The sequence below is a fragment of the Olivibacter sp. SA151 genome (assembly GCF_054130995.1).
On sequence record NZ_CP096391.1, the window covers coordinates 1,580,562 to 1,606,428 of the forward strand.

The window sequence follows — 25,867 nt, forward strand, 5'->3', positions numbered from 1 at the left end:
TCTACTATCCCTATTTAAAAAGGGAATCCACAAATTCTTTTTTATTAAATAATTGCAAATCGTTTATTCCTTCGCCGACACCGATGTATTTTACCGGTATTTTAAATTGATCCGAAATCCCGATGACAACGCCGCCTTTGGCAGTTCCATCAAGTTTTGTCAATGCTAATGCGTTGACATCAGTTGCTTGGGTAAATTGTTTGCATTGTTCGATGGCATTTTGCCCGGTGGATGCGTCAAGTACAAGTAGTATTTCGTGCGGTGCACCCGGTACCACTTTTTTCATCACGTTTTTGATCTTCGTCAGCTCATTCATTAAGGCAAGCTTATTATGCAAACGCCCGGCAGTATCAATAATAGCGACATCCTCTTGATTTGCTACCGCTGATTGGATGGTGTCAAAAGCCACGGAAGCGGGATCAGAACCCATGGCCTGTGCAACGACGCGAACGCCCACTCTTTCTCCCCACAGTTTTATTTGATCGACTGCGGCCGCCCTAAAGGTATCGGCAGCGCCCAAAACGACCTTATTCCCTGCTTGTTTCAGTTTATGTGCGAGTTTTCCAATGGTTGTAGTTTTACCAACACCATTTACACCAACAACCATAATAACATAAGGCTTATGGTTGCCGTATTCAAAATTCTCGAAATCGTTGCTGTTGTTTTCGGCTAATAACTCTTGTATTTCTTCCCGTAGAATTCCGTTTAGTTCCGAAGTATTGATGTATTTATCGCGGGCTACCCGGTCTTCAATGCGCTCGATTATTTTCAAGGTGGTGGTAACACCTACATCTGAGGTAACTAGCACTTCTTCCAGATCGTCCAATACTTCTTCATCAACGGTTGATTTCCCTACCACTGCTTTTGTGATTTTCGTAAAGAAACCCTCCTTGGTTTTTTCTAAGCCTTTATCCAGCGCTTCCTGCGCTTCCGGGGTCTGCTCTTTCTTCTTGAAAAAATCGAATAATCCCATAATATTAAGATGCCAGAATCTAGTTTTTGTTGGTAAAGGTACTAAATTGACCGTAATTTATTGTTTGCTCAGTATCAAGATCTCAGCTTTCCGCTAAATGGTGATGACGTGCCGGCCAATAGCCGATCATTGATGAAGGACGGTAACAAAAAAAGCCCTTCCAATATGTTATCGGAACGGCTTTTTTATTTCTCAACTTAATAAATTAAGCGTTGCTTTCGGCAACAATCTCTTTTGCAGCTTCCACTGCATCCTTGATATGATCGTTGTGAGCAATTAATTCTTTAAAAGTATAAGCACCTGTTTTCGGTGATCTAACCGCAGTAATTACTTTCGTGTAATCTTTACCTTTACCGGTTTTAAGGGTTGCAACGGTTTTCTTAGCCATTTTCTTTTATTTTTATGCTCTTTCGAGCTGTTGTTATCAAAGATTTATTTAATCTCTTTATGAACGGTTACTTTTTTAAGTACAGGGTTGTATTTTTTCAACTCTAAGCGTTCAGTAGTGTTTTTCTTATTCTTGGTGGAAATATAACGAGACATTCCCGGTAAACCACTTTCTTTATGTTCAGTGCACTCTAAGATTACTTGAACTCTATTACCTTTTTTAGCCATTGTTATTTGTCTTAATGCCGCAATTCTGCGGGATATTTTTTAACAGGATCGATAGATCACTATGCGTGATAACGTAGGAACTAAACGTATCCTTTTTTTATGAACTTATTAATAACTGCAGTAATACCATTTTTGTTGATGGTTTTGATTGCAGAAGTTGAAACTTTCAACGTAATCCAACGGTTTTCTTCCGGGATAAAGAACCTTTTAGTTTGAAGGTTTGGGTAAAATTTACGTTTGGTTTTAACGTTTGAGTTAGAAACGTTATATCCATTCATTGCTGCTTTACCGGTTAAATCACAAATTCTTGACATGACTATATGATGTTCGTTCTATTTTAAAAAACAATTTTCTCAAAGAGTTTGCAAATATCTGAAAATGTTTTTTCTTATGCAAGTGTTTTTTAAAGGATTATAAAAAAAGCAGTTCATCATTGCCACCGTCCAAATAGATGATTGCGTTAGGATATGAAGAGATTCGTCGGCTACCCGTATTTTATAGGTATTAGCACCATAGCTATCATTCCGTAACGTGAAGTTATTGAATAAATCCAAATATTCAACAGATTGATAATGTCGCCTGTTAACTATTTTCTGCCTTACATAAAAAGATACATAAATAATCGCTATGAAGTTCAGTAATCGAACAACACGATCCTGTCTACGCCGATAAATTCTAAACAAAAAAACGCTTACTGAAAGTAATTATTTCCGGTATTATTATTACTTTGCAAAAGGGCAATGCCTAGGAAATAAAACCTTATTTTAAACCATTATTGAATTATGAACGAACCGTTATCGGTTAAACCGACTACTACTAAAGGCTTATGGAAAGTTATTGGAGCCTCTTCACTGGGAACACTTATCGAATGGTATGATTTTTACATCTTTGGCAGTTTGGCCGTTATTATCTCGACGAAATTTTTTCCGGCAGATAATCCAACGGCGGCTTTCCTATCGACATTAGCGACCTTTGCAGCGGGGTTTGTTGTCAGACCTTTCGGGGCTCTCTTTTTTGGTAGGTTAGGCGATATGATCGGTAGGAAGTATACCTTTATGGTAACACTGCTGGTGATGGGCTTATCGACCGTGGCTATTGGATTAATCCCCGAATATAAAACCATTGGATTTTTAGCTCCCATTTTAATTTTACTACTTAGACTTTTACAGGGTTTGGCACTTGGCGGTGAGTATGGTGGAGCAGCTACTTATGTCGCGGAACATGCCGAGCCACATCGGAGGGGAGAAAGGACATCCTGGATACAGACAACAGCTTCTTTCGGCTTATTTATTTCCCTTGCTGTTATTTTGCTAACCCGCAAATGCATGTCCAATGAAGCGTTTATGGACTGGGGCTGGCGGATACCCTTTTTGATCTCGATATTAATGGTTATTGTGAGCTACTTTATCCGAAAGAATATGGATGAATCGCCCTTATTCAAAAAGGTAAAGGCGGAAGGTAAAACTTCTAAAAACCCACTTAAAGAGTCTTTTGGCCACCGATACAACTTTAAATTTGTGCTTTTGGCGCTGTTTGGAGCAGCGATGGGGCAGGGTGTGGTATTTTATACCGGACAATTTTATACACTTTCATTTTTGCAAAGAGTTTGCCACGTCGATTTTGACCAAACAAACTATATATTAGGTATCGCTATTTTTTTAGGTACAGGACTCTTTATCTTTTTTGGTTGGTTATCCGATAAAATTGGTCGAAAGATTGTAATGATGACCGGGATGCTACTGGCTATTCTTACCTATCGGCCAATTTTCGATAAATTGTATCAGTTAGCAGATGTAGGAGAAAAAAAGGAACAAATAGATGCGTTGAAAAATACAATGAAGAGAGAGCCTGTACCGGATGGGGATTTCGGCGCAAAAGAGAGGTTGGTTACTACAATACACAGAGTGTATGAGGATGGCACACAGAAGGATGAAATTAGCAGACAGTACTTGGATCCTATCGATGGCCATATTATTCATCGAGAGGATGTTGTTTCTATTAAATTGGTCACAAAGGATATGTGGATAGCGATTGGACTCATATTTTTGCAGGTTTTATATGTTACCATGGTATATGGTCCAATCGCTGCCTTTTTGGTGGAGATGTTTCCTGTAAAAATCCGCTATACCTCCATGTCTTTACCTTATCATATAGGAAATGGTGTTTTTGGTGGATTGATGCCTACTGTCGCGACTTATCTGGTTGCGAAAGCTCAATCTGCTAACGATGCTGCGCAGGCAGCCGGAAAAGCATTGCCTTTTGACAAACCGTATTTAGAAGGACTTTGGTATCCTATTATTATCATAGGAGTGAGCTTCCTTATTGGGATTGTCTATTTATCGAATAAAAAGACCGAGTAGTTGTTTTTGTTAATCTAATTAGCTATGCGTTACATAAAAAAATATTTAGGTGTTCTTTGGATCGTGCTTGCCGTTGTTTCGGGCTATTATTTAATAGTAAGTCAGGCTATCCCCCAATTTCAAAGTGAAAAACCCGAAGACTTGGTGCCGGCGATTGTTTATACCTTTGTGTTAATGCCGATTATAAGTGGTGGATTGCTTGTGTTCGGATGGTACGCCTTACTCGGAGAGTACGACGATTAGTCGGCTCGTTTTTCCCTTTTCTGTTATTTCAAAATGTGCTTGGCTGAATATAAATAATAATTGGCCGAATCGGATAACTGCTTGATTAAATTGTACATAGTCCCTTGGAAAGGGCAACAAAGATTATTAACTTGGGTGCAAAAAATCAAATATATTTAAAAAGCTAACCGTTTAGAATGCAAAAGGTAGTTCCTGATTCTTTCCATTCTAATCACGCACTAAGGGAATAAACGATAAACTAAACTAAATTAATAACCAATGAATTTAAAAGTTAGGTCATTTGAGGATTACAAGGAAACGTACAAAAAGAGCGTCGAGCGGCCGGAGGAATTTTGGTCAGGCATAGCAGAAGAGTTTAAATGGCGTAAAAAGTGGGATAAAGTATTAAGCTGGGATTTTAAAGGTCCGGATGTTAGGTGGTTTGAAGGTGGGAAATTGAATATTACCGAGAACTGTTTGGATCGTCATATCCAAGAGTTGGGAGATAAACCCGCTATTATTTGGGAACCGAACGATCCGAACGAAAATTATCGTATATTAAGTTATAAACAATTACTTTTCAATGTTGAGCAGTTTGCCAACGTATTAAAAAACAACGACATTGTTAAGGGCGATCGCGTCTGTATCTACCTCCCTATGGTGCCTGAGCTAGCAATTGCCGTATTGGCGTGTGCTCGTATTGGAGCAGTTCATTCGGTTGTTTTTGGTGGATTTTCTGCTCAATCTATTGCTGATCGGATCAATGATGCGCAATGTAAATTGGTGATTACCGCAGATGGCAGTTTTAGAGGCACAAAAGTAATTGAGTTAAAAGACATTGTAGATGATGCCTTGGGACAATGTAAATCAGTGGAAAGAGTGATCGTTCTGACGCGAACACGCACGCCCGTTTCGATGATAAAAGGCCGTGATGTATGGTGGGAAGACGAGATTAAAAAAGTGGAGACACAGGGCAACCCCCATTTTCCGGCAGAGGAGATGGATGCAGAAGATATGTTGTTCATATTGTATACATCCGGTTCAACAGGAAGCCCGAAAGGGGTGGTACATACATGCGGCGGCTATATGGTTTATACCGGCTATACTTTTGCAAATACTTTTCAGTATGAAAGGGGAGACGTGTATTTCTGTACGGCGGACATAGGCTGGATTACCGGACACTCCTATATCGTGTATGGCCCTTTGTCGCAGGGTGCCACCTCCTTAATGTTTGAGGGAATTCCCACCTATCCGGATGCGGGACGTCTTTGGGATATTGTTGAAAAGCACAGGGTTAATATTGTATACACGGCACCAACTGCTATCCGTTCATTGATGGGTTTCGGAGACGAATATGTGGAGGGTAAAGACCTGAGCAGCATTAAAACCCTGGGATCGGTCGGTGAACCCATTAATGAAGAAGCCTGGAAATGGTTCGATGAAAAAGTAGGTCATGGAAAAGCGCCTATCGTAGATACCTATTGGCAAACGGAGACGGGAGGTTTTATTATTAGTCCGATCGCAGGAATTACACCAACGGTACCGAGTTACGCCATGTTTCCGCAACCGGGTATACAATTGGCCTTAATGGATGAAAATGGGAGGGAAATAGAAGGGAATGATGTTAGCGGTAATCTATGCGTTAAATTCCCTTGGCCGGGCATGTTACGAACAACATACGGCGATCATGAACGTTGTAGAAAAACCTATTTTGCTACTTACGAAAATATGTACTTTACAGGGGATGGTTGTTTGCGGGATAAGGATGGGTACTACCGTATTACCGGCCGTGTGGATGACGTACTGAATGTTTCGGGACATCGTATCGGAACGGCGGAGGTAGAAGATGCCATAAACCGTCACAGCGATGTAGTGGAATCAGCCGTTGTGGGGTATCCGCATGCAATTAAAGGACAAGGAATATATGCCTTTGTCGTTGCAGGAGATCATTTAAAAGATGCTGATTTAATGCGGGGAGATATTAATAAAACCGTTTCCCGTATCATTGGAGCCATCGCTAAACCGGAAAAAATCCAGTTTGTTACCGGGTTGCCAAAGACCAGATCAGGGAAGATCATGCGACGGATCCTTCGCAAAATTGCGGAAGGTGACACTTCAAATCTCGGTGATACGACTACTTTGTTAGATCCGGAAGTAGTTGAAGAAATAAAGAAGGGTGCGGAAGCCTTACGTGGATAGGTCAATAACCGTATTTTTAAGCAACGACTTTTGAAGTTGCTAAAACAATTTGCTTCCATGCTTGTTTAACTAGAAAAGAATAAAATTATTTACTTATTAAAAACTAGTCGAAATGAGCAATTTGAAGCTAAAAGGAATGTGGAACGAAGTTAAGGGTAAAGCAAAACAGGCTTATGCCGATTTAACCGATGATGATTTATTGTATGAAGAGGGGAAGGAAGATGAGTTAATTGGGCGTTTGCAAAAGAAGACGGGAAAAACAAGAGATCAGGTGGTGGATTGGTTGAATAACCTGTAGGCTTTACGTTCAGTACTTTAAATAAGAGAGAGGATGGCAATAGATGTCATCCTCTCTTGTTATATATAGCCAGATGTTGGATTCCGTATTCGTTCCTAATAAAGGAACTATTTTTTTAGTCACTTTTATTCGTTGCGGGAGTGCATCAACATGCAAGCCGCAAATTTCTAGGCGATATTTAAAGAGCTTTTACGTTTAATCGGACGTATTATCTTTAGCGGAATGTGCCCCTGTGTGCCGGAAGAATGGCCTTGGAGGATACCGACGCAACGAGCAGCAAAGCATGTGCACAATCGTTCACCTTGCAATATCCAAGCGGATTGAGGAAGTGAAACGGCTCCAATATGCGCCGTAAATGCTTTTGCAATCAGTTGCAAGGTAGCCTACATAGCCTTGGCTTTTGTTCAACTTTTTGTCAAGAAACCTTCCCGTAGGGAAAGCTTGAATGCCTTTAAAAACTAACGAGTGATGAAAAAAGTTGATTAAAAAATAGTTCATTTTACCTTATTATGAGATCGGCAAAATCTGGAATCAACCAGCTTTGGTTATATTTATAAACCAAGGTTTAGTATCTTCGCAACATGACAAAGCAAAAGCCAACAATATTGGTAGTAAACGATGATGGGATTACGGCACCCGGCATTAAGGTGTTAATGGAAGAAATGCAAATGTTGGGAAAGGTAACAGTTGTTGCGCCTGAAAGCCCTCAGTCGGGAATGGGACATGCCATAACCATAGGTAAACCACTCCGTGTTGATCCGGTAAATATATATCCTCATGTTGAGATGTATCGATGCTCCGGAACGCCCGTAGACTGTGTGAAGTTAGCGGTCAACAAGATTTTCAAAGGACGTAAGCCGGATCTTTGTGTATCAGGTATTAACCATGGACTAAATAATTCAATCAACGTATTATATAGCGGAACCATGTCAGCAGCCGTTGAGGGCGCTATAGAAGGTATACCGTCTGTCGGGTTTTCTTATGACGATCATAATTTAGATGCCGATTTTGAAAATTGCAGGCCATTTGTACGGGAAATTGCAAGCCAAGTCTTAAAGAACGGCCTTCAGTTGGGAACGTTGTTGAATGTAAATTTCCCTCAAGGCGCGATTAAAGGAGTGAAGGTATGTAGACAAGCTGATGCAAAATGGGCGGAGGAATTTGAAGAACGTATCGATCCCTATCATCGGCCGTATTATTGGCTTACCGGTAAGTTCGTGTTGAACGATAGGGGAGAAGATACGGACGTATGGGCGCTGAAGCATAACTTTGCGTCTTTGGTACCTGTGCAATTTGATATGACTGCACACCATGCTATCCCTCAGCTGAATTCGTGGTCGTTTGATGTATAGCTTTGTTGAAGTTAAACAGTTGAGCTATTAAGTAGGACAATAGTTGAGGAGTTCATAAGCCAATGTGATGATGGGCCGATGGACTTGTAGCTATAACTGAGACTGACTAACGAGCAGCTGATAGCTGAATAAATATGTTAAAAAAGAATAACCCACTGCTTGGCATTTTGTTAGGTGCTATTGCTCCTTTAATTGCTTTTTTATTTAATGAATATACAAGCTTAGGTAGTAAGTTTGCAGACAAACCGCTGACATTGTATGCCATTGCGGGGGCAGTAAATTTACTTATAGTCAGGTATTGTTATAAACAGCAGGCCTCGAAAACAGGTGGAAGTGTTATGGGGATCACCTTTATTGGTTTGATATTGATTTTATATTTCAAAGGTGGCATAAAGGTTTAAATAGGATACACGATTGATATGAAATATTATATTATCGCGGGCGAGAGCTCCGGTGATTTACATGGAGCTAATCTGATCCGCGAATTAGCGAAACAACAGGGCTCAGATGTCCAATTTAGGGTTGTGGGGGGAGATCGTATGGAGCAAGCGAGCCAACAGAAAGCCGTTTTACATGTGCGGGACATGTCCTTTATGGGTTTTGTTGAAGTGTTATTGAACTTAAAAAGTATTCTTAAAAACTTAAAAATTGTTAAAAAAGACCTCCTCGCATACCGTCCTGACGCCTTGGTTCTGATTGATTTTCCCGGATTTAATTTGAAGATTGCGTCCTTTGCTAAGCAACATAATATAAAGGTTTTCTATTATATCTCGCCGAAAGTTTGGGCCTGGAATACAGGTAGGGTAAAAAAGATCAAACGTATCGTTGATCATATGTTCTGTATCCTCCCTTTTGAAGTCGATTTCTATAAACACTGGAACATGCACGTTGATTATGTAGGGAATCCGCTATTAGATGCAGTCACCTTACATCATCCGGACACGACATTTAAAGCGCGTTATGGATTGGAAGGTAAAAAAATAATTGCACTGCTACCTGGAAGTAGAAAAATGGAGATAAGCAAGCTACTCCCTGAAATGGTGAAGCTCGCTAAACTTTTTCCGGGGCACCAATTTGTAATAGCGGGTGCCCCTAACTTAAATACTCATTTTTACAGGCAATTTCTAGATAATGATAATATACCGCTCGTTTTCGGACAGACATATGATTTATTACAGCATGCAGAAGCAGCAGTTGTTGCCAGTGGAACGGCGACGTTAGAAACGGCTCTGCTAAACGTTCCGCAAGTTGTTGTATATAAAGCAAATGCGTTGTCCATCGTCATCGGGCGGATGGTGATCAAAGTCGATTATATTTCTTTGGTTAATCTGATCATGAATAAAGAGATCGTTAAAGAATTGATACAAAAGGAAGCTAATCATCATACCATTGCCGAAGAATTGGATCAATTACTGAACAATAAGGCTTATCGGGAAGAGATGCTTGCGCAATACAAGTCGCTGCATGAACGGATGGGCCTGCCTGGCGCATCAACAAAAGTAGCACAGTACATATTGCGATATCTTCAGCAAGGCACACCTAAGAGGGTTTCTCATTAAAATTCACGATTTTTAACGTGATGATGGCTATTTTTCAGGCCATTCGCTTACAGCTATTTTTTGAAAGACCATATCGGCTTGACTACTTTCATATAAAATACCAATATGTTGTTCATCCACAGCGGCAATACACGAATATCCTCTGCCTTTCCATTCATCCAAAAGCACCCAGTATTTTTGTGGCCATGTTTGGCCGTCATTAGTGCTAACTTTAATCGTTAAGTGATCTCTATCCGTTTTTGAGTTTGGATTGGAAAACAGTAAAAGATGCCGTTGTTTTCCTGCATCCATAAACGAATGTTTATACAAGCTCGCCATACAAACCGGTTCGGGCAGTGCATGAAAAGCGCTTGGGTGTTGAGTCCATGTCTTGCCCATATCACGGGTTACACAAACGGCCCGGCCGTTGTTGGAGCCTATCTCGCCTTTGTTTTTATTAGCCCGCATATTGAGCATAAGCGATCGGTCTGCAAGTTGTACAACGGCGCATTCAGTCGTCGCTACCTCATTTAAGGCTCTTTTGGCGGTTTGCCATGTTTTTCCGCTATCCTTACTATATGTGATGGTTGAAAATGGCGTGCCTAAAGAATCACGACCCTGAGTGGGAAAAACCAGTGTACCATCGTTCAATACAATGCCATTACCAGGTGCCGGAGCAAAGAGCCACCAATCTTTCTCTTTACACATTTTTGTAATGTTCAGCGGTTTGCTCCAAGTTTTACCATCATCGGTACTTTTAACCAGCATAAATTGTGATGTTTGCTTTATCCCGAATCCAGGTTGAGAGCCCTTGTTTTTCCATTGATGGTTCCAATGGTCGCTGTTTTCCTTTAAACCTTTTACCCACTGTCCATCTTTGTCGATAATACCGTGCATCCACAATGCTGCAATGTAAATGGTATTTGAGTTTTTGTCAACAAGTATGCATGCATCTGATACACCATTAAATTTTTCCGGTAAGCCTCCCCATTTGCCCATATCCATTGCAATTGTTAGAGGCTCCCAGGTTTGTCCACCATTGGTACTTCGACGGAGACCGATATCTATATCTCCTTGTAAGTCGCGAGAGCTTTCTCTGCAGGCATCAAAAATGGCAAGCAAAGTCCCTTTGGGAGTGACGGCCAAACCAGGAATGCGTGCGGTATGTATGCCATTTTCCATGCGCTGATGTATGGCAATGCCGATGCGTTGTTCCATTATTGGACGGTCGGTTATTCTCACATCGGTGGATTCATTAAAGTGTACATCTTCTAATTGGAAAGCTATTTTATGTAGCAAATTGGCTTGATCAGTAAGACGACAGGTGACCCAAAGATAATGTATTCCCGGATTTAGTTCCGTATCACCCTCTAGGGTTATATTGGCTTTAGGATTGGCTTTTTTACCGAAGAGCTTCAGTGCTGTCGACATTTTGTTCAACAGCGTGTCTTTGCCTGTATAGTATACCTCTACAGTATTTAAATCTTGAATAGCTGTTGTGCCTTGTGTTTGCAAGGAGAGAGCTTTAAGCTGATGCGGTTTTGTGCCCTCTATGGTAATTTTGATCCGAAGTACCGGGTTTACCGGTTTTCCAATTAAAATTGGAACTTGAAATTGTGTCTGTTCAATTTGGATAACCGGTTTAGCCATAGACAGATGGAAAAAAATGCCAAACACATAAATTAGTAATGATATTTTGTAAATACTCATGGTTCTTAATCTATCGATTTTTAACCGGAAGTGCTTTCTGCCATCCGTCATCTAACAACTGTTTCAGTGTGATCTTTATGTTATCGTATTGCTTCATTGCCGCTAAGTTTTTTTCTTCTAATCGGCCATTTGCTTGATAACGATAAAGTTCTGTGAATTCAATCGTGCCATTTTTAAAATTACGCCATTCGGTATAACGAAAATCTTTTGTACGTACCGAATAACCCATCACCCTAGGTAGGTTTTTATACATCCAGGGGCGTGGAAATTGGCTAAAGGCCGCCTTTTTCCAAGGTCTTTCCGGAGCTTCCATTAATGGAACCATGCTGAGCCCGTCTAATTCGTCGGGAATGGACAAACCTGCCAGTTGAGCTAAGGTGGGGTACAGGTCGACCGACTCCACAATGCCATCGGTATATACACCTTTATTTTTGATATTAGGTGCGGAAATGATCAATGGGATGCGGGTATCCGACTCAAAATTCGTGCTTTTGCACCAAAGACCGAGTTCACCCAAGTGATAACCGTGGTCGCTCCAAAGCACAATGATCGTGTTATCCATTAAACCTTGCTTGTTCAGTTCATCTAACAGTCTACCGATTTGCATATCGGTATACGTGACGCTGGCATAATAGCCATGGCGTAATTGACGAATTTTATCCGGAGGTATTGGTCCTTCGTCCGGAACGTCTGTATAACCTCTCAGTTCTGTGGAATTATGTAAGGCAATTTCAGGTACATTTTGAGGCGGTGCAGGCTGTTGTGGCATAGGGATTTCATCTCGTTTATAATAATCCCAATATTTTTTTGGAGCCGTAAAAGGTAAATGCGGCCTGCGAAATCCTACCGCTAGAAAAAAGGGTTTATCTTTAATCTCTCTAAGAACTTTTATGGCAGCATTACATACCATACCATCAACGTATGCACTATCAGGTACATTTACACATTCGACAGCTGCCGCTTTCCCCTTGGCTTTGCTGTTTTTTTTAAGCACATATTTATGTCCAACAGTACCCGTTACTGCCATGATCTCAGGAGCCGACCATGAAATCGAATCTTGCGAAGCTGCAGGATCATGATAAATTTTACCAACACACAGCGATTGATAGCCGTTTTCTTTAAAATATTGCGGTAGTGTAACTGCATTTGGAAGGGCCTTGCGGAAGTGGGTCTCTAAGTCCCAAACTTTCGTTACATCAGGCCGTCGTCCAGTTAATAAAGAGGCACGCGAAGGCCCGCAAACAGCTTGTTGGCAATAGGCATTGTTAAAAACAATGCCATTTTTTGCTAAACGGTCAATGTTAGGCGTTATGATCACTGAATCACCATAACATCCCAACTGATTTCTTAGATCATCAACGGCTATAAATAAAACATTGACTTTTTTAGCAGTTGTCGACCGCGGTAATATTTGTGCATAAAGATTTGGAACTACCATCAATACCAGCATAGTAATGATAACTGTAGTCATTTTCTTGATCTCGGACATCATACCCTCTAATTTAGCGATTAACTCAAAAGTAGATTATTTTTATACTTGTATTAATAGCCAGGTGTTTGGATAATGTTGGGATTCGTGTTAATCGAGTTGTTGTGAACCGGCCAAAGGAGAATATTCTGTTCGTTTTCGCGACCTACTAAACTAGGAACATCGCTGAACACAACACCAAATCGAATCAGATCCCACCAGATTTTCCCTTCAGCTACGAACTCTTTCTTCCGTTCGTTCAGAATCGCCCGATCTACTTGCTGTTTTGATAATATAGTAGGATAAAAATTAGTTATACCATAAGCTCGTAGGCTAACGGCGTTAAGCCGTTCAATCGCCAGGGCCGAATTACCCAAAGCGTTTTCAATTTCGGCACTCATCAGTAAGGCATCCGCGTATCGGTAAACGATAATGTCCGAATCAAAAACGCGAGTTTGATTCTGCCAGCTACCCGCATACTTATTGATCCATTGAAAAGTTGCATTCTTCGGTTCATCAAAAAAAGTTTCAAAACTTACGTTTGTCCGTTGATCATCTGCATTTTCCGACAGGAAGTCCTTATATTCATCCGTTAAGAAAATCCATTGTTGATGACTACCTACCTTAATCGGATTTTCTATGTATTGTGCCGATATGTATTGTAAAGGTACTAGGTGATCCGCAGGATAGCCGCCTGTATACTCATCCATTACAAAGCTCCATGCAAATATGATTTCTTGGTTAAGTTTGTTTTTGAACACACTTGAAAAATCATTCATTAATGTATAATTGGAGTTGTTCAAAACGACATCAATGGCTTGCTTTGCTGAATTTAAGGCTGCATCACCTCCGTTCCTCACCTTAGCGATCCACAAATAGTAATCTGCTTGCAATAGATTGATCGCTCCCTTTGATGCTAAATTGCGGTCGGTCACGTTTTCAGGCATGAGCGAATTAGCCGCTTCCAGGTCGACTTTCACCTGCTCGAACACACGGTCGGCGGGCTCTCGGGAAGGATAGAGGCCTTCTTGTTCACCGGACTCGAATCCATCGATTAATACAGGCGCATCTCCCCAAACGCGGCCAATCCAGTAATAACAAAACGCGCGAACAAATAGCGCGTTGGCTAGCACCTTGTTCTTGTCTGCTTCGTCAGCAAAGGAAATGGTAGGCGTATATTTCAGGATAAGATTGCAATCGTTGATTGTCGTATACAGGTTTTGCCAGTTAGCATGCGTGTGTGAACTGTTCAATTGATTGGTAAACGGGTCACTATAAGTTGCATTGGTGGCCAAACCCTTTCCCCATAGGCCAGATCGGTACTCTCCCCAGAAAATATAAGCATCCGCAAAAGAGGAACGCATTTTATTGTACACGCCATACATTGCCGCAGTGGCATCCCCTTCATCCGCCCACATGGCGGGGGCTGTAATAGCGCTTTTTTGATCAACATCCAATTTGTCATGGCATGCTTGCATTACGAGCGAGCTGACCATTATAGAGATTAGATAATATCGTTTGATTTTCATAATGTTTAGATTTACAGGGTGATTTTAGCGCCAATCGAAAATCTTCTGATTGGAGGATAGTTGTAATATGCACTGCCACTGGCATTACTATACGTAGTAGAAGCGCCTACTTCCGGTGAAATGCCCGTGCCCCGCACAGCGGAGAAATAATGCAGATTATTGCCGGAAAGGGTAAGAACCATGCTTTTTACCCCCAATTTGCTGAAAACGCTCTCGGGTAGACGATATTGTAGGGTTACTTCCCGGATACAGAGGTAATCTCCTTTGTAATTGAAGACGTTAGACGTTCTCGAAAAGTTCGAATTACCGGCATCCGGATCGTTCGCCGTAAACCGGGCATATTTCGTGTCATCACCTTCTTGCTTCCATGTCTCCTTCACTCTGTCCACAAGTGTATAATTGTTGGCGAAGGTATTCATGAAATAGCGCATATACGCATTATGGTTGATGGAATGACCCAATGCCCAATCCACAAAGATATTTAGACTAAAGTTTTTGTAAGAAAAGGAGTTGTTCAATCCACCGGTAGTGTGTGGCACCGTTACGCCTAGCTCAAATTGGTCCATATTATTGATTCGTCCATCACCGTTACGATCCACCCATTCATAGTCGCCGGGCAGCTTGCGTCCGCGAACGCTCTTTCCGTCTGCAGGATCCCAGCCTCGAGCGCTCTCATCATATCGTGCATTTGCCGCTTGTTCGGCGTTTTGAAGGATATGATCTACCATATAACCGTAATATCTATACAAAGGTTCCCCTTCAGCCGTACCACCATAAGCTGTCCCATCCGATAAAGTGATTCCACCGATACGATTCCGATCACGGCCATTGTCGGGCAATTCAAGTACTTTATTCTTGACAAAGCTCCAGGTAAGCTTAGAATCCCACGAAAAGGCATCCGTCTGAATGTTTCGTGATGACAATTCAAGATCATAACCATAGAACCGTACCTTACCGACATTGGTTTGCACATTATTAAACCCGGAAGTATTGGGCAGCTCCATGCTGAAAAGAAGATCTTCCGTGATTTTGTTGAAATAATCGGCGCTGATTGAAATCCGACTGTTAACAACATTCAGATCGAAACCTGCATCGAACTGCGTAGAGGTTTCCCAAGTCAGTTTTCTGTTTTGCATAATATTCGGCAGAATACCCGCATTTCCGTTATATCGTGCATCGGTGGCGAAGCGACCCAGGGCATCGTATAATCCGATGGAGTTATTACCTGTTTGCCCGTAACTTGCCCGCAACTTTAGGTAGTTAATCAATCGGTTGTCTCTTAGGAAATTTTCATCCGACATAATCCAACCACCGGATACACCCGGAAAAAAGCCCCAGCGATTTTCTTTTGCAAATAAGGACGACCCATCCATTCGGAAGGTGGCCATCAGCAGGTATTTTTGTTTAAAATTGTAAGACAACCGCCCAAAATAACCGATAAGGACCTGTTTGTCAAAATTACTGTCCGCACCGGTTTTGTTCGGCCCGGCAGTAAGTGTGGGTACTTTATCCGAGCTAGCGCCCGTGGCGCTGGCGGAAAATCCTTTGTTATCTGTAACCTGATAAGAGTAACCTGCCATTCCGGACACGGTATGTTTGCTGTCAAAAGTCTCGTCATAAGAAAGATAGGCATCCAGTTTTGTTCGTTCCAGCTCTCCGAATTCCGCTTTAGTGGTCCGAAGGCCACTGAATTCGTGAGCTTTCTCAAAATAGTCATATTGCGTTACATGGCTATAATTAGAAACTTGAATATTGGCCTTTAATTGGTCTAAAATCCGGTAATTTAATCCTCCAATCAACGAAAGTCGTTTGTCTTTATTTGCTACATCCCGTGTGTAGTCCCACCAAACCGGGTTTGGCGAGCTGGCATTATAGCCAGGTGTTGGCCGTCCATCAGCATAGTATACTTTCTGGGTAGGGGGAGTGGCTAGGCCTCTGGCAATCACGTTCATCTGGTTCTCGAACTGACTTGACTGTGTTGATGAGAAGTCAAAAACGGTGTTCAGCGTAAGTCGATCGGATATTTTTACATCAGTCTTTGCGCGCGCACTATAACGTTTATAACCGGTCCCTAAGGCTACGCCCGCGTCATCCGTATAACCTCCGCTCGCTGCATAGCGAAGAAATTCATTACCGCCATCTACACCCAGGTAGTAATTTTGCCAAAGCGCTTCGCGGAACATCAGCGATTGGTAATCGTTATCCTGATAGATTAAAGTTTTACTTGGATCCAATGGATCCGGCATCGAATGATACCCTGCAGGCACAGCTTCACCCTCCCTTAGGTATCGAGTGGAATAAAGCGAATTTTCATCATTGCCCGAACTGGCCGAATATCCCGAGGCGTTGTTGTACTCAGGGGTCGGACTCAAGGCCACAGCGGGCCTTACCGTATTGATATAGTCGCGCGCGTTCATGAAGTCAATTAGCGTTTCCGGCTCCTGATATGCAAGGCTTGCGTCAAAAGTGATCATTGGCGTTTGTGAAGCTGAACCTTTTTTCGTAGTAATCAGCACGACCCCATTGGATGCGCGTGATCCATATATGGCAGTCGAAGCAGCATCTTTCAGTACTTCAATTGATTCAACATCATTGGGATTGATCCCCGAGAAAGCTCGTTCTACTCCATCCACCAAGACTAACGGATCGTTTGATTTATTAATGGACGAGCCCCCACGTATCCGAAAAACGGCATCTGCTCCCGGCGTATTGTTAGATTGATACACCCGTGCGCCGGCAACTTTCCCCCTCAATCCTTCTCCCACTGTGCTGATGGGAATGTCTCGCAAAACTTCTCCTTCAATTTTTGTAATCGCCGAAGTAATTGTTCTGCGGGATTGTGTACCATAACCAACCACTACCACTTCATCTAAATTTTCATGTGTCTCGGTCAGCGTGATGATAACTTCATTGGAAGCCGGGATTGCAGTTTCTTTTGTTTCAAAACCAATGGTTGAAAAAACAAGTGTTCCACCTGAAGAGGGAACGTCGATACGAAATGCACCGCCTTCATTCGTGGTGGCTTTTACAGCCGAACCCTTAAGTGAGACGGTCACCCCTTCTAACGGCTTTCCGTCAGCCCCACTGACAGTGCCGGTAACCTTTCTGTCTTGTGCGACTGCAAGTTGCGTTGCAAAAGCAGTGCAATACAAAAAAATAATGAATAACAAACGAACCTTCATAACATCGTGTTAAGTTTACTAATTGGAATTGGTTATTATGTAGAACATATAAACAAATATAATAGACTTAATTCCGTATTTCAAAACTTTTGTTAAAAAATCGAAAGTGGATTTTTTGTAGTGAAGGAATGTCTATTAAAAATTGCTTATAACTGGTTTTTTAGTTCTTATGTAGAACATATTTCAAATATACGATATATCCGATCAAAACAAAAAAATGTGTAGATCTTATTTTTTTGAGAAAGAAGTGAAAGAGTTAACAATTACGCCATTTACCAAGCATATGACGAATTTCCTAGACTCAAGCAATTACAGTTGTACATTCAGGCCCATATAATAATTGCGTGGCATCGCTGCGTTGTAATAGCGCCCACCAAAGGCATTAATGTCATTTCCCAAGCTGTAATTTTCGTTCAATAAATTATCAATTCCAGCAAATAGTTGGAGTCTGGTTGTTCCGAAGATTGATTTTTCCCAGCTAAGTTTGCTTTGTACTAAGTGATATCTTTTTGCATAAGCTGTATTGGCATCGTTCAAAGGGATGGAAGAGGTATAATTATGTTGAAGATAAAAACTGAATTTTTTTGGGAAAAGTATGTGCATTCCGCTCACTACAGTCTCTCCGGGTACTCCTGTTAGTTTATTCCCGGAATAGTTATTTCCATTATCGCGGTAATCATCAAACCTAAAGTGACTCCATGTAAAGTTGCTTGAAAGACGCAATCCATTAATAAACCGATGCGTATCGGGTTGTAAGATCCACGCACTTACAGCGGCCTCCACACCCCGTTGTTTAACGCCTCCTGCATTGGTAAAAAACTCTTCTCCATTTTCATTGCTTAAACGTACGATCGCATCCTGCATTCGATAGCTGAACACTGAAATATCCAATTGGAATCTATTGCTGCTGCTCTGCCATCTGACGCCGGTTTCTTTGTTCCAACCTGTCTCCGGCTGTAGTGCGGTGTTAATAATTTTATCCGAGGATCTTACTTCCGCAGCAGTAGGTGGAGAAAAGCCTCTTCCAACAGAAGCTCTCCAGCTGATAGCTGGCGTAATTAAATAAGAGGCTGCCACCCTCGGCATCCACGTTGGTTTAAAATCCACTATTTGATACTGATCATTGGTCTCTGGGAAAAGACCTTTGTAAGCATATTTATAATAGTTAAGACTTAAGGCGGCTTCTATATTCAGCCGCTTTGCTAAGTCGCCTGAAAAACGGACAAAGTAAAAGTGTTGATAATTTTTAAGCGCGTCTCCGGCTTGTTCCTTTCCCTGCACACCTCCATTATTGTCGAAATTAAGTATATCGGCTTTACTTTGCTGCCATTCTATGCCTGCATCTGCTTGCCAAGTGAAATTTGAGTGAAATTGGCCGGTATAAGAGAAATAGGAACGCACTCCATAATTATGTTCATATCTTTTTTCAAAGTTCGTTATAAAAGGATTTTTAAAATCGGTATACGATCCGAATACAGAAAATACGTGCTTAAGATGACTTGTTAAGAAGGCATCGTGAATAAGACCTCCCAAAAGGGTGTTGTTGTAAATCGCTGCTTGCTGTTGTGTAGCTCCGGGATTAGGGCCTGCGGCTGGTCTTGCCTGCTTGGGATTTTCTGCATATTGTGCTTCAGTAAGTCCTCCCGGTGTTCTGTAAGCCATACTGGAGTATAGACCGATAAAACGTAATTCGTTCTTTTCGGTATATTTGAAACGTTGGGCAGTTTGTATAAAGTGTCGATGACTGGCGGTATTTTCGCGATATCCGTCTGATCGTTGATAAGCATAATCTAAGCCTACATTATACTTGTTGTTGACCACATAATTGCCGGTAAGGTGATGATGGAACAATCCATAAGAGCCTGCGCTTTCTCTTATACCCCATGTGGTGGAGGGGTTACTTTGCAGTCCATTCGGTGTCATAATAACTACTCCGCCTGAGTTTGCACCAAATAAGCTCCCATCTGGTCCCTTTAAAATGGTAATATTATGAAGTGTAGATGGGTCGATGGAATTCAAATAGGTGTTGCCACTGGCATCGGTTAAGGGCACTTCGTCTACGTATATTTTAACGTTTCTTACACCAAAGGGAGACCGCAGTAAGCTCCCTCGGATCGACAGTCGGTAGCTACCGGGCGAGCGTTCCTCCATGCGCACACCGGGAATTGTGTTAAAAGCCGGTAGCAAGGTGGTCCCCTGTTGCAAATTCAATAATTCTTTATCAATGAGACCAACAGAACTTGTCAGTTGAAGATAGGGCTGTGTTCTTAAGTAAGCTCTTACGGAAGCCGTAGGTAACTGACGTAAGGTATCAGGTGTTTTTTCTTGTGCGCGGCTTTCTTCAATAGATGATAGGCAAAGGCTTAGAAAAAGTAATGCAAAAAAACTAAATTTCATTTTTTGTCTCAGGATATTAAACTAAAGTAGTAAAAGCTCGTCAAATAAGCAATCGTAGACTTATTATTAAATCGTATCTTTATGAATAGACTGTTTTCCCTTCTTGGTTTGACATTTCTGTTTTCTTCCTGTTCGACCTATTATGTGAGTAAATTAAATAGCCCTGATCTAAATAAGAACGATGAAACGGGTGTGTTCGTTTTTGAAAACGATTCTGTACAAGTTACTTATAATTTTTTCGGAGAGAACGCGCCGGTTACCATTGACGTATATAATAAACTAAAGGAACCCCTTTATATCGACTGGCAGCGATCGGCATTGATTGTTGGTGACCAAGCAACCAGTTACGTAGGAGACAACCTGGTTATTAAGGGACGCAGTTTGTCTACCGGTTCGAGTTACCGCACTTTCGATGATTGGCGTACGTCACTAAGTGAGGGTGCCTTTGCCGGTACGGCAACTGTTCCGCAAAGCTTAACATTTATACCACCTCATTCGAAGATAAAACAGACCAAATTGAAACTCGCTAATTTGTTTTATGAAAATATAGCTGACTCAAGCTATAGAAGTGTCGACCTTGCAACGATTGATGGGGCGATGCGAAAAATTAAAGTAAGAAATTACACGCAAGAAAACACACCCCTTACCCTCAGAAGCTATCTAACAATGTATGTGCGTGACGATAAAACCGAAAAAACGAAACGAATGGTCTTCGAACAGAATTTTTATGTAAATCAAGTATCGAAGCTCGGGATAAGCCCTGCCAATCTTTTAAGCTTTAAAAGCAAAAGAGGAGATACTTTCTTTAACAAGAAGACAAAGGGGCGGGGCGTTGCATTAGTAACTGCTGCAGTGGCTATTGGTACGCTGGGATATGTCGCTAACGAAAGAAACGAAACAGCGCGGTCTATTGATTGAGTAAGGATTCGTTCTTTACCAATAGCACTTCATCTTGTTTGATGAATAGGTAACCAAATTCATAACAGAAAAAATACCTGCTTCCTTTGGCGGTATTGAGTATATGCGTATAATGTTTGAAATCAAAACCCATGTTTGAAAGGTCCTCTTTGAGGACCTTTTTCATTCCGTTGGGATTGAGATCCATTATTATCCGCCTATTCCTTTTGAGTATAGCGTTTATGCGACGAACATAGTTCTGATCTTGAGTTTTCAGTTTATTGTTGAAATTACTTCGGCAGGCATCGTTGCAAAACTTTTTATCTGAACGACCGATTAAAGGCTCCTGGCAATCTAAACAAAACCGATTCATAGTTAAATGCGCGATTAGTGTTGCTCAATAGGCTGAATGTTGCAATATACCAAAATAAACAACGAATGCTACGGCGCGACTAGAGAATGAATAAACTGAACAATTTAAATTTTTCGATTTCATCCTGAAAATTATCCGGTGTTTGCTCACTCTACTTTCAATATAACATATCTTTTTATACCTATCGGCATTTTCCATTCTACCTGATCACCTTCTTTAAATCCGATTAGGGCAGAACCCATGGGGGTAAGAACAGATATTTTCTGTTGCTTCATATCGGCCAAGTCGGGAGTTACGATACGAAATACCATGGTGTTTTGGCTATCGAGATCTTTTACCATAACTTGCGAATTGAGTTTCACCCGTTCCTTTTCAATGGCATCTTTTGCAAGAACCTTTGCTCGCCCTAACTCATAAGCCAGCGACATGGTCTGGTCGGGATTATTGGAAGGTCTTACGTGTTTGATGAGTACATTATAGTCTTCCTCGGATAATACAACTTGATTTTTTAGATTATTCATATTCTTTATAGTTTTATAGATAGCAAAATTAAATTGAACGAAATTGCAGAAGCTCATCAATCAGGATGAGCTTAGAAAAATTATTGAATGCTAAGTGATTTTTCCCCGAGACTAAGTGGATTTCTTGAAAGGGAAGTCCGGGGTTTGCATGTGGAATTCCTTAAGACTGGAAAAACGGTAAAAACTTTCCATACAACGATGAATTGTATAGAAGGAGATCTTCCCTAAATGACCTTGTAATGTCTTTTCCACAATAGCAAAGCTATGTAAAATTTGTAGGAAAGACAATAGTTTCCTGCAACGATTCAGTAATAACAGTAAGGGAATCATTTATCCCTGTTTCACTGAACACGTAGGGTGATGGTGTACTTTAAAATTAACTGAGTTAGCGATAAAACAAAGTTCATTTGCTTTCTTATGAAGGGCGATTGCCATTTTTATCATATCTTCTTCGGCGATAATCACACTTGGGTGAAGGTGAGCCTCGCTGAAAGCGCCTCCACCTTCATTTGTTTCAATCATGGATGCCGTCGCATCATCCGTATACGCTAGAACTGTTATCTTGGCCTCTGCGCATAGATGCAAATACCACAGCATATGACAGCTCGATAAGGATGCGAGCAAAAGCTCTTCGGGATTATATTTAGTACGATCCCCTCTAAAAGCGGGATCGGAAGAGCCTTCTATAACTACTTTTTGATTAACAGCTATTTTATAACTTCTATCATATGCACTATAGTTCGCCGTACCTTTCCCCAAATTACCCGTCCATTCCGTTTGAAGTCGGTATTGATGTGTTTTCTGCATGGTGGAAAATATAAATAAAATACAGCTCGTTTGTAAGCCGGTTTCTTTAGAACAAATGATCTGTTAACTTTCGATAATACCTTTAAGGTTGGCCGGAGAATAGTTGATCGACTTCAAGGTCTTGCGGTCTTCCGTTCTATATACCAAGTATAGATCTTCCTGTTGCTCGTAAAAACAGTCGACACCTTTGTTTTTATAATGAAGTACCGTTGCCTCGGCTTCTTCTATACTTTTGCAGGCTTTGCTCATGTTTGAACGTTGGACCTCGTCAAAAAGTGTCTTGAACTTTTCTGCTAAACCAAATTCAAGAATAGCTCCTGACAGCACATATTGAATATCGCAAAGCGCATCCGCAACTTCTACAATGTCGTTGTTTTGGATAGCCTCTTCTAATTCTTTCAATTCTTCGGCAATGAGTGAAACACGTAGTTTGCAACGTTGTTCACTGGGAATTGTGGGATCTTCAAGAATAGGATGTTTAAATGTTTTATGAAATTCTGCGACCGAGGTAAGCGTTATGGGATCCTGCATGATGATAATAAAATTTTTTTCAAACATAAAAAAAATGGAGGAAATCACGGCAATCAATAAGTGATCTCACGGAAAGATTTATTGGTCGTTTTCGGTTTCTTTAACCGTTTATAAACGGATATAAACGGATATACCCGTTTATTATACGACTAGATCATGGAGCTGTGCGAAATTTGTGGGTACATACAGTTTTTCAAATTAATCAATAATTATGAGCACTTTAAAAAACAGCGTAAGATTGACAGGCTTTTTAGGGAATAAACCTGTTATTAAAAAATTTGGCGATAACAAATGTTTAGCGCGTGTATCACTTGCAACCAACGAGCGTTACAAAAATCAGGAAGGAGAATGGTTAACGGATACTCAATGGCATCAACTGGTTTTTTGGGGGAAAGAAGCTTCCTTTGTTGAAAAAAGTTTGGATAAGGGAAGTGAAATATCCATCGAAGGAAGATTAATCAATCGAAGCTACACGGATAAAGAAGGGGTAATCAGATATGCCACGGAAATCGTTGTCAATGAGGTGCAGGCAATTCGTAAGATGGAAACGCATTCTGAATAGCTATCGGAGCATTGTCCCGCTACGGTCCTAGTGGGACAATTGCATAAAAATTAAATGTTTTTTGTATTAAAACTCTTACGAGTATACGGGCCGGGAACAGCATGATCCCCCTCTTTGAATACAAAATTTACCACTTTAATATTTGCTAAGTCAGTAAAAGCATACGTTGCTTCTGCCAGGTAAGTAAGAGCACCGGTTGTTCCCATTTGCTGCGTCAAAAAAGTAGCATTTGGAATATTGACTAATAACGTATCGTGACTGGTTTTTCCAAGTTCTAATTTAATTTCAGGGTATTTGATATTTAGTGCTTCAGCAAGTTCTTCTTTATTTAAAGGAACTTTACTCTTCTGTGGATTCGCCTGTAGCTCTATGCGTGTTGTATTTGAGTCAACAACAGCAATAAAGGGCAAGGTCAGCGTTTTGCTCGCTGAGGAAATAGTTTTCGCTGTATCAACGGTGTCTGAGCTAGTTCGATTAGCTTTATTCTCTTGTTCGTTTCGACAAGCGAAAATTAAAAAGGACATCATTGTTATAATGATAATTCTTGTGAATGACTTTTTTACTCTCATGTGATTTTTACTAAAGTCCAAAAATTCCTTTTGATACTGACTTGCAAGCGTCTAGAACTTGCAGATCATCATTGCATTTTATGGTGTTGTAACCGCCACCGGTAATACTTTCCCATTAAAAAACTTATGTCCGGTCAATGCAAAATCCGCAATATATTTACCCATTTCAAAAGCAGCAATCGGTGATTGGTAATCAGGGAACGCTTTTTCAAGCATTTCTGTTTGTGCCGACCCCAGTGCGAGACAGTTGATGTGAATCTTTCTCTCTGCAAATTCAACGGCCAAGCACTCTGTCAGTGTATGAAGTGCCGCTTTACTCGCCGAGTAGGCTGCCAGGCCTGGAAATTTTACGCTACCCTGAAATCCGCCCATGCTGCCGATATTTAAGATATGGCTTCCAGCCGGCATGATTGGACAAAGGTGCTTAATCATTTTTACATGTCCTAAAACATTTGTTTGTAACATTTCTGCAAAATCAATCGTGCTCGTTTCTTCAAAAGATTTATTGATGAGAACCCCGGCGTTGTTAATTAATATATCAACATGACCTATTTTTTCTACAATAAACGGCAACAGACCCGACTCATAGTCATCATGGACGATGTCAAATCTTGCCGGATATATATTGCAATCGGGATTTAGACCTTTAGCTATTTCGAACAGCTTTTTTAGCTTATCATGTGATCGGGCCAAAGCCACGACATGATGTTCATTTCGTAAGATTAGCTCCAAAACGGCTTCAAATCCTACACCGCTGCTCGCACCCGTTATTACTATATTCATATTTAACACTAGTTTTCACCTACTATGCACTACATTCCAGTGCTGTAAATGTTTATATAAAGTTAATATTCTTTTCCTTAGTCGGCTAAATCTATCTCATTGGTTTCGGGAAGCTTTTCCTCTCCCAAGGCTTTCGGATGAAAGGTGAAATAGGAGCCCAGCAAGGATATAATTGCTGATATAAAGTATGATATTAAACTGATCAAGATCGCACGGTGGGAGTCTAAATGGAAAAAATCTGACCCATACATAAATACGACTTCCCTTGCTCCTAATCCGCCTATTGACAAAGGAATCACCGCAACAATTTGCGAAAGCAAAAAGAGCAATAGGTAAGGAGAGAATTTGCCTTCGAAATGTAGTCCATACAAAATGCATATCGCGCAAATTACCTGTAGTGATTGAACACCCAATGCCTTGAGGTGCTTGAAAGTAAATGAATAGGCATAGTCATTAAAAAATCGGCGCATAATTAAATAATATATAATCGTTCCGATGATGACTACGAGAATGGGGATCCAATTGGGAATGCCAAGTTTTGGAATGAAAATAACGAGTGCAGCAGTTATCAGACAGAGAGCCCATAAACCACTTAGTCTGTCAAAAAAAACGCATGACAGTAACTTTCTTCCTTTTACTTGATATTTTTTACGCAAAAAGTATATTTTGTAACCATCGCCACCTATACCACCGGGTAATGATATGTTATAGAACATACCCAACAAGTACAATTTGAAATTGTATAACTCCGGAAGATTGAGGTTAATGCCTTTGAAAAACGTATTTAGTCGCCATGCGGAGATAACAATCGAAATAAAGAAGCTCAAAAAGCCAAGGAAGAGAAACAAAGGGTCAGATTTTGTGAAAACTTCCTTCAAGTCGTTCAAACTTACTTTAGTAAATACTAAATATAAGGCCAGGGCGGTAACGGCAAATTTTAAGAGTAATTTGGAAGTAGTCCAGAGTGTCTGTTTGGTCATT

25 protein-coding genes are annotated in these 25,867 nt (G+C 40.9%); 9 read left to right on the top strand and 16 right to left on the bottom strand.

Annotated elements, in window-relative coordinates; genetic code table 11:
• Positions 1 to 10 precede the first annotated feature (10 nt).
• The 4 genes from ftsY to rpmB form a co-directional block, all read right to left on the bottom strand.
• A complete protein-coding gene (ftsY, locus tag M1D52_RS06205) occupies positions 11 to 973 on the bottom strand; it encodes a signal recognition particle-docking protein FtsY (RefSeq protein WP_013668371.1) in 963 nt (320 codons plus the stop codon).
• A gap of 205 nt (positions 974 to 1,178) precedes the next feature.
• Entirely contained in the window at positions 1,179 to 1,361 is a 183-nt protein-coding gene (locus M1D52_RS06210) for a DUF4295 domain-containing protein (protein WP_013668370.1), read from the bottom strand.
• Positions 1,362 to 1,405: 44 nt separating this feature from the next.
• Entirely contained in the window at positions 1,406 to 1,588 is a 183-nt protein-coding gene (rpmG, locus tag M1D52_RS06215) for a 50S ribosomal protein L33 (protein WP_013668369.1), read from the bottom strand.
• A gap of 80 nt (positions 1,589 to 1,668) precedes the next feature.
• Positions 1,669 to 1,902 carry a 50S ribosomal protein L28 gene (gene rpmB, locus M1D52_RS06220; protein WP_013668368.1) on the bottom strand — a complete coding sequence of 78 codons (234 nt, stop codon included), beginning with the start codon at positions 1,900 to 1,902 and terminating at the stop codon, positions 1,669 to 1,671.
• Between the two features lie 468 nt (positions 1,903 to 2,370).
• Between rpmB and M1D52_RS06225 the strand changes: the two genes are divergently transcribed.
• From M1D52_RS06225 to lpxB, 7 genes are all read left to right on the top strand, one after another.
• The gene (locus M1D52_RS06225) at positions 2,371 to 3,948 is read left to right on the top strand and encodes an MFS transporter (RefSeq protein ID WP_437391851.1); all 1,578 of its coding nucleotides are present in this window, start codon (positions 2,371 to 2,373) and stop codon (positions 3,946 to 3,948) included.
• Positions 3,949 to 3,972: 24 nt separating this feature from the next.
• Positions 3,973 to 4,191 carry a DUF6814 family protein gene (locus M1D52_RS06230; RefSeq protein ID WP_130856478.1) on the top strand — a complete coding sequence of 73 codons (219 nt, stop codon included), beginning with the start codon at positions 3,973 to 3,975 and terminating at the stop codon, positions 4,189 to 4,191.
• A 258-nt stretch (positions 4,192 to 4,449) separates the two neighbouring features.
• Complete coding sequence (gene acs / locus M1D52_RS06235; RefSeq protein ID WP_013668365.1) at positions 4,450 to 6,369, top strand: acetate--CoA ligase; 1,920 nt, start codon at positions 4,450 to 4,452, stop codon at positions 6,367 to 6,369.
• A 112-nt stretch (positions 6,370 to 6,481) separates the two neighbouring features.
• Positions 6,482 to 6,667 carry a CsbD family protein gene (locus M1D52_RS06240; protein ID WP_013668364.1) on the top strand — a complete coding sequence of 62 codons (186 nt, stop codon included), beginning with the start codon at positions 6,482 to 6,484 and terminating at the stop codon, positions 6,665 to 6,667.
• A gap of 581 nt (positions 6,668 to 7,248) precedes the next feature.
• Positions 7,249 to 8,019: a 5'/3'-nucleotidase SurE gene (surE, locus tag M1D52_RS06245; RefSeq protein WP_013668363.1), complete on the top strand. Its 771-nt coding sequence runs from the start codon at positions 7,249 to 7,251 to the stop codon at positions 8,017 to 8,019.
• A 134-nt stretch (positions 8,020 to 8,153) separates the two neighbouring features.
• Positions 8,154 to 8,420 carry a hypothetical protein gene (locus M1D52_RS06250; protein WP_013668362.1) on the top strand — a complete coding sequence of 89 codons (267 nt, stop codon included), beginning with the start codon at positions 8,154 to 8,156 and terminating at the stop codon, positions 8,418 to 8,420.
• Between the two features lie 18 nt (positions 8,421 to 8,438).
• Positions 8,439 to 9,578 (top strand): lipid-A-disaccharide synthase, encoded by a 1,140-nt coding sequence (lpxB, locus tag M1D52_RS06255; protein WP_437364541.1) that lies wholly within the window; start codon positions 8,439 to 8,441, stop codon positions 9,576 to 9,578.
• 27 nt (positions 9,579 to 9,605) lie between these two features.
• Here lpxB and M1D52_RS06260 read toward each other — a convergent pair whose 3' ends face one another.
• The 5 genes from M1D52_RS06260 to M1D52_RS06280 form a co-directional block, all read right to left on the bottom strand.
• A complete protein-coding gene (locus M1D52_RS06260) occupies positions 9,606 to 11,207 on the bottom strand; it encodes a BNR-repeat neuraminidase N-terminal domain-containing protein (RefSeq protein ID WP_437391853.1) in 1,602 nt (533 codons plus the stop codon).
• Positions 11,208 to 11,277: 70 nt separating this feature from the next.
• Entirely contained in the window at positions 11,278 to 12,759 is a 1,482-nt protein-coding gene (locus M1D52_RS06265) for a sulfatase (protein WP_377611536.1), read from the bottom strand.
• Between the two features lie 50 nt (positions 12,760 to 12,809).
• Positions 12,810 to 14,264 carry a RagB/SusD family nutrient uptake outer membrane protein gene (locus M1D52_RS06270; RefSeq protein ID WP_437391854.1) on the bottom strand — a complete coding sequence of 485 codons (1,455 nt, stop codon included), beginning with the start codon at positions 14,262 to 14,264 and terminating at the stop codon, positions 12,810 to 12,812.
• Between the two features lie 11 nt (positions 14,265 to 14,275).
• The gene (locus M1D52_RS06275) at positions 14,276 to 17,446 is read right to left on the bottom strand and encodes a SusC/RagA family TonB-linked outer membrane protein (protein ID WP_437391855.1); all 3,171 of its coding nucleotides are present in this window, start codon (positions 17,444 to 17,446) and stop codon (positions 14,276 to 14,278) included.
• Between the two features lie 309 nt (positions 17,447 to 17,755).
• Positions 17,756 to 19,843: a TonB-dependent receptor gene (locus M1D52_RS06280; RefSeq protein ID WP_437364550.1), complete on the bottom strand. Its 2,088-nt coding sequence runs from the start codon at positions 19,841 to 19,843 to the stop codon at positions 17,756 to 17,758.
• A gap of 81 nt (positions 19,844 to 19,924) precedes the next feature.
• Between M1D52_RS06280 and M1D52_RS06285 the strand changes: the two genes are divergently transcribed.
• The gene (locus M1D52_RS06285; protein WP_013668355.1) at positions 19,925 to 20,761 is read left to right on the top strand and encodes a hypothetical protein; all 837 of its coding nucleotides are present in this window, start codon (positions 19,925 to 19,927) and stop codon (positions 20,759 to 20,761) included.
• Here the strand turns inward: M1D52_RS06285 and M1D52_RS06290 are convergent.
• The 4 genes from M1D52_RS06290 to M1D52_RS06305 form a co-directional block, all read right to left on the bottom strand.
• Complete coding sequence (locus M1D52_RS06290; protein ID WP_242627217.1) at positions 20,751 to 20,927, bottom strand: hypothetical protein; 177 nt, start codon at positions 20,925 to 20,927, stop codon at positions 20,751 to 20,753. The two genes, M1D52_RS06285 and M1D52_RS06290, sit on opposite strands and share 11 nt — an antisense overlap.
• 332 nt (positions 20,928 to 21,259) lie before the next feature.
• The gene (locus M1D52_RS06295) at positions 21,260 to 21,634 is read right to left on the bottom strand and encodes a GreA/GreB family elongation factor (protein ID WP_013668353.1); all 375 of its coding nucleotides are present in this window, start codon (positions 21,632 to 21,634) and stop codon (positions 21,260 to 21,262) included.
• Positions 21,635 to 21,964: 330 nt separating this feature from the next.
• Entirely contained in the window at positions 21,965 to 22,441 is a 477-nt protein-coding gene (locus M1D52_RS06300; protein WP_013668352.1) for an OsmC family protein, read from the bottom strand.
• A 63-nt stretch (positions 22,442 to 22,504) separates the two neighbouring features.
• Positions 22,505 to 22,972, bottom strand: coding sequence for a pyrophosphohydrolase domain-containing protein (locus tag M1D52_RS06305; RefSeq protein ID WP_013668351.1), 468 nt, complete (start codon positions 22,970 to 22,972; stop codon positions 22,505 to 22,507).
• Between the two features lie 211 nt (positions 22,973 to 23,183).
• On the opposite strand from M1D52_RS06305, the gene M1D52_RS06310 reads away from it, so the two are divergent.
• On the top strand, positions 23,184 to 23,534 hold the full coding sequence (locus M1D52_RS06310; protein ID WP_130856485.1) for a single-stranded DNA-binding protein: 351 nt from the start codon (positions 23,184 to 23,186) through the stop codon (positions 23,532 to 23,534).
• A 50-nt stretch (positions 23,535 to 23,584) separates the two neighbouring features.
• On the opposite strand, the gene M1D52_RS06315 is transcribed toward M1D52_RS06310, so the two are convergent.
• The 3 genes from M1D52_RS06315 to M1D52_RS06325 form a co-directional block, all read right to left on the bottom strand.
• The gene (locus M1D52_RS06315; protein ID WP_437391857.1) at positions 23,585 to 24,103 is read right to left on the bottom strand and encodes a hypothetical protein; all 519 of its coding nucleotides are present in this window, start codon (positions 24,101 to 24,103) and stop codon (positions 23,585 to 23,587) included.
• 78 nt (positions 24,104 to 24,181) lie between these two features.
• A complete protein-coding gene (locus tag M1D52_RS06320; protein ID WP_013668348.1) occupies positions 24,182 to 24,886 on the bottom strand; it encodes an SDR family NAD(P)-dependent oxidoreductase in 705 nt (234 codons plus the stop codon).
• A 77-nt stretch (positions 24,887 to 24,963) separates the two neighbouring features.
• Positions 24,964 to 25,866, bottom strand: a complete 903-nt coding sequence (locus tag M1D52_RS06325; RefSeq protein ID WP_437391858.1) for a lysylphosphatidylglycerol synthase transmembrane domain-containing protein — start codon at positions 25,864 to 25,866, stop codon at positions 24,964 to 24,966.
• Between the last annotated feature and the right edge of the window lies 1 nt (position 25,867).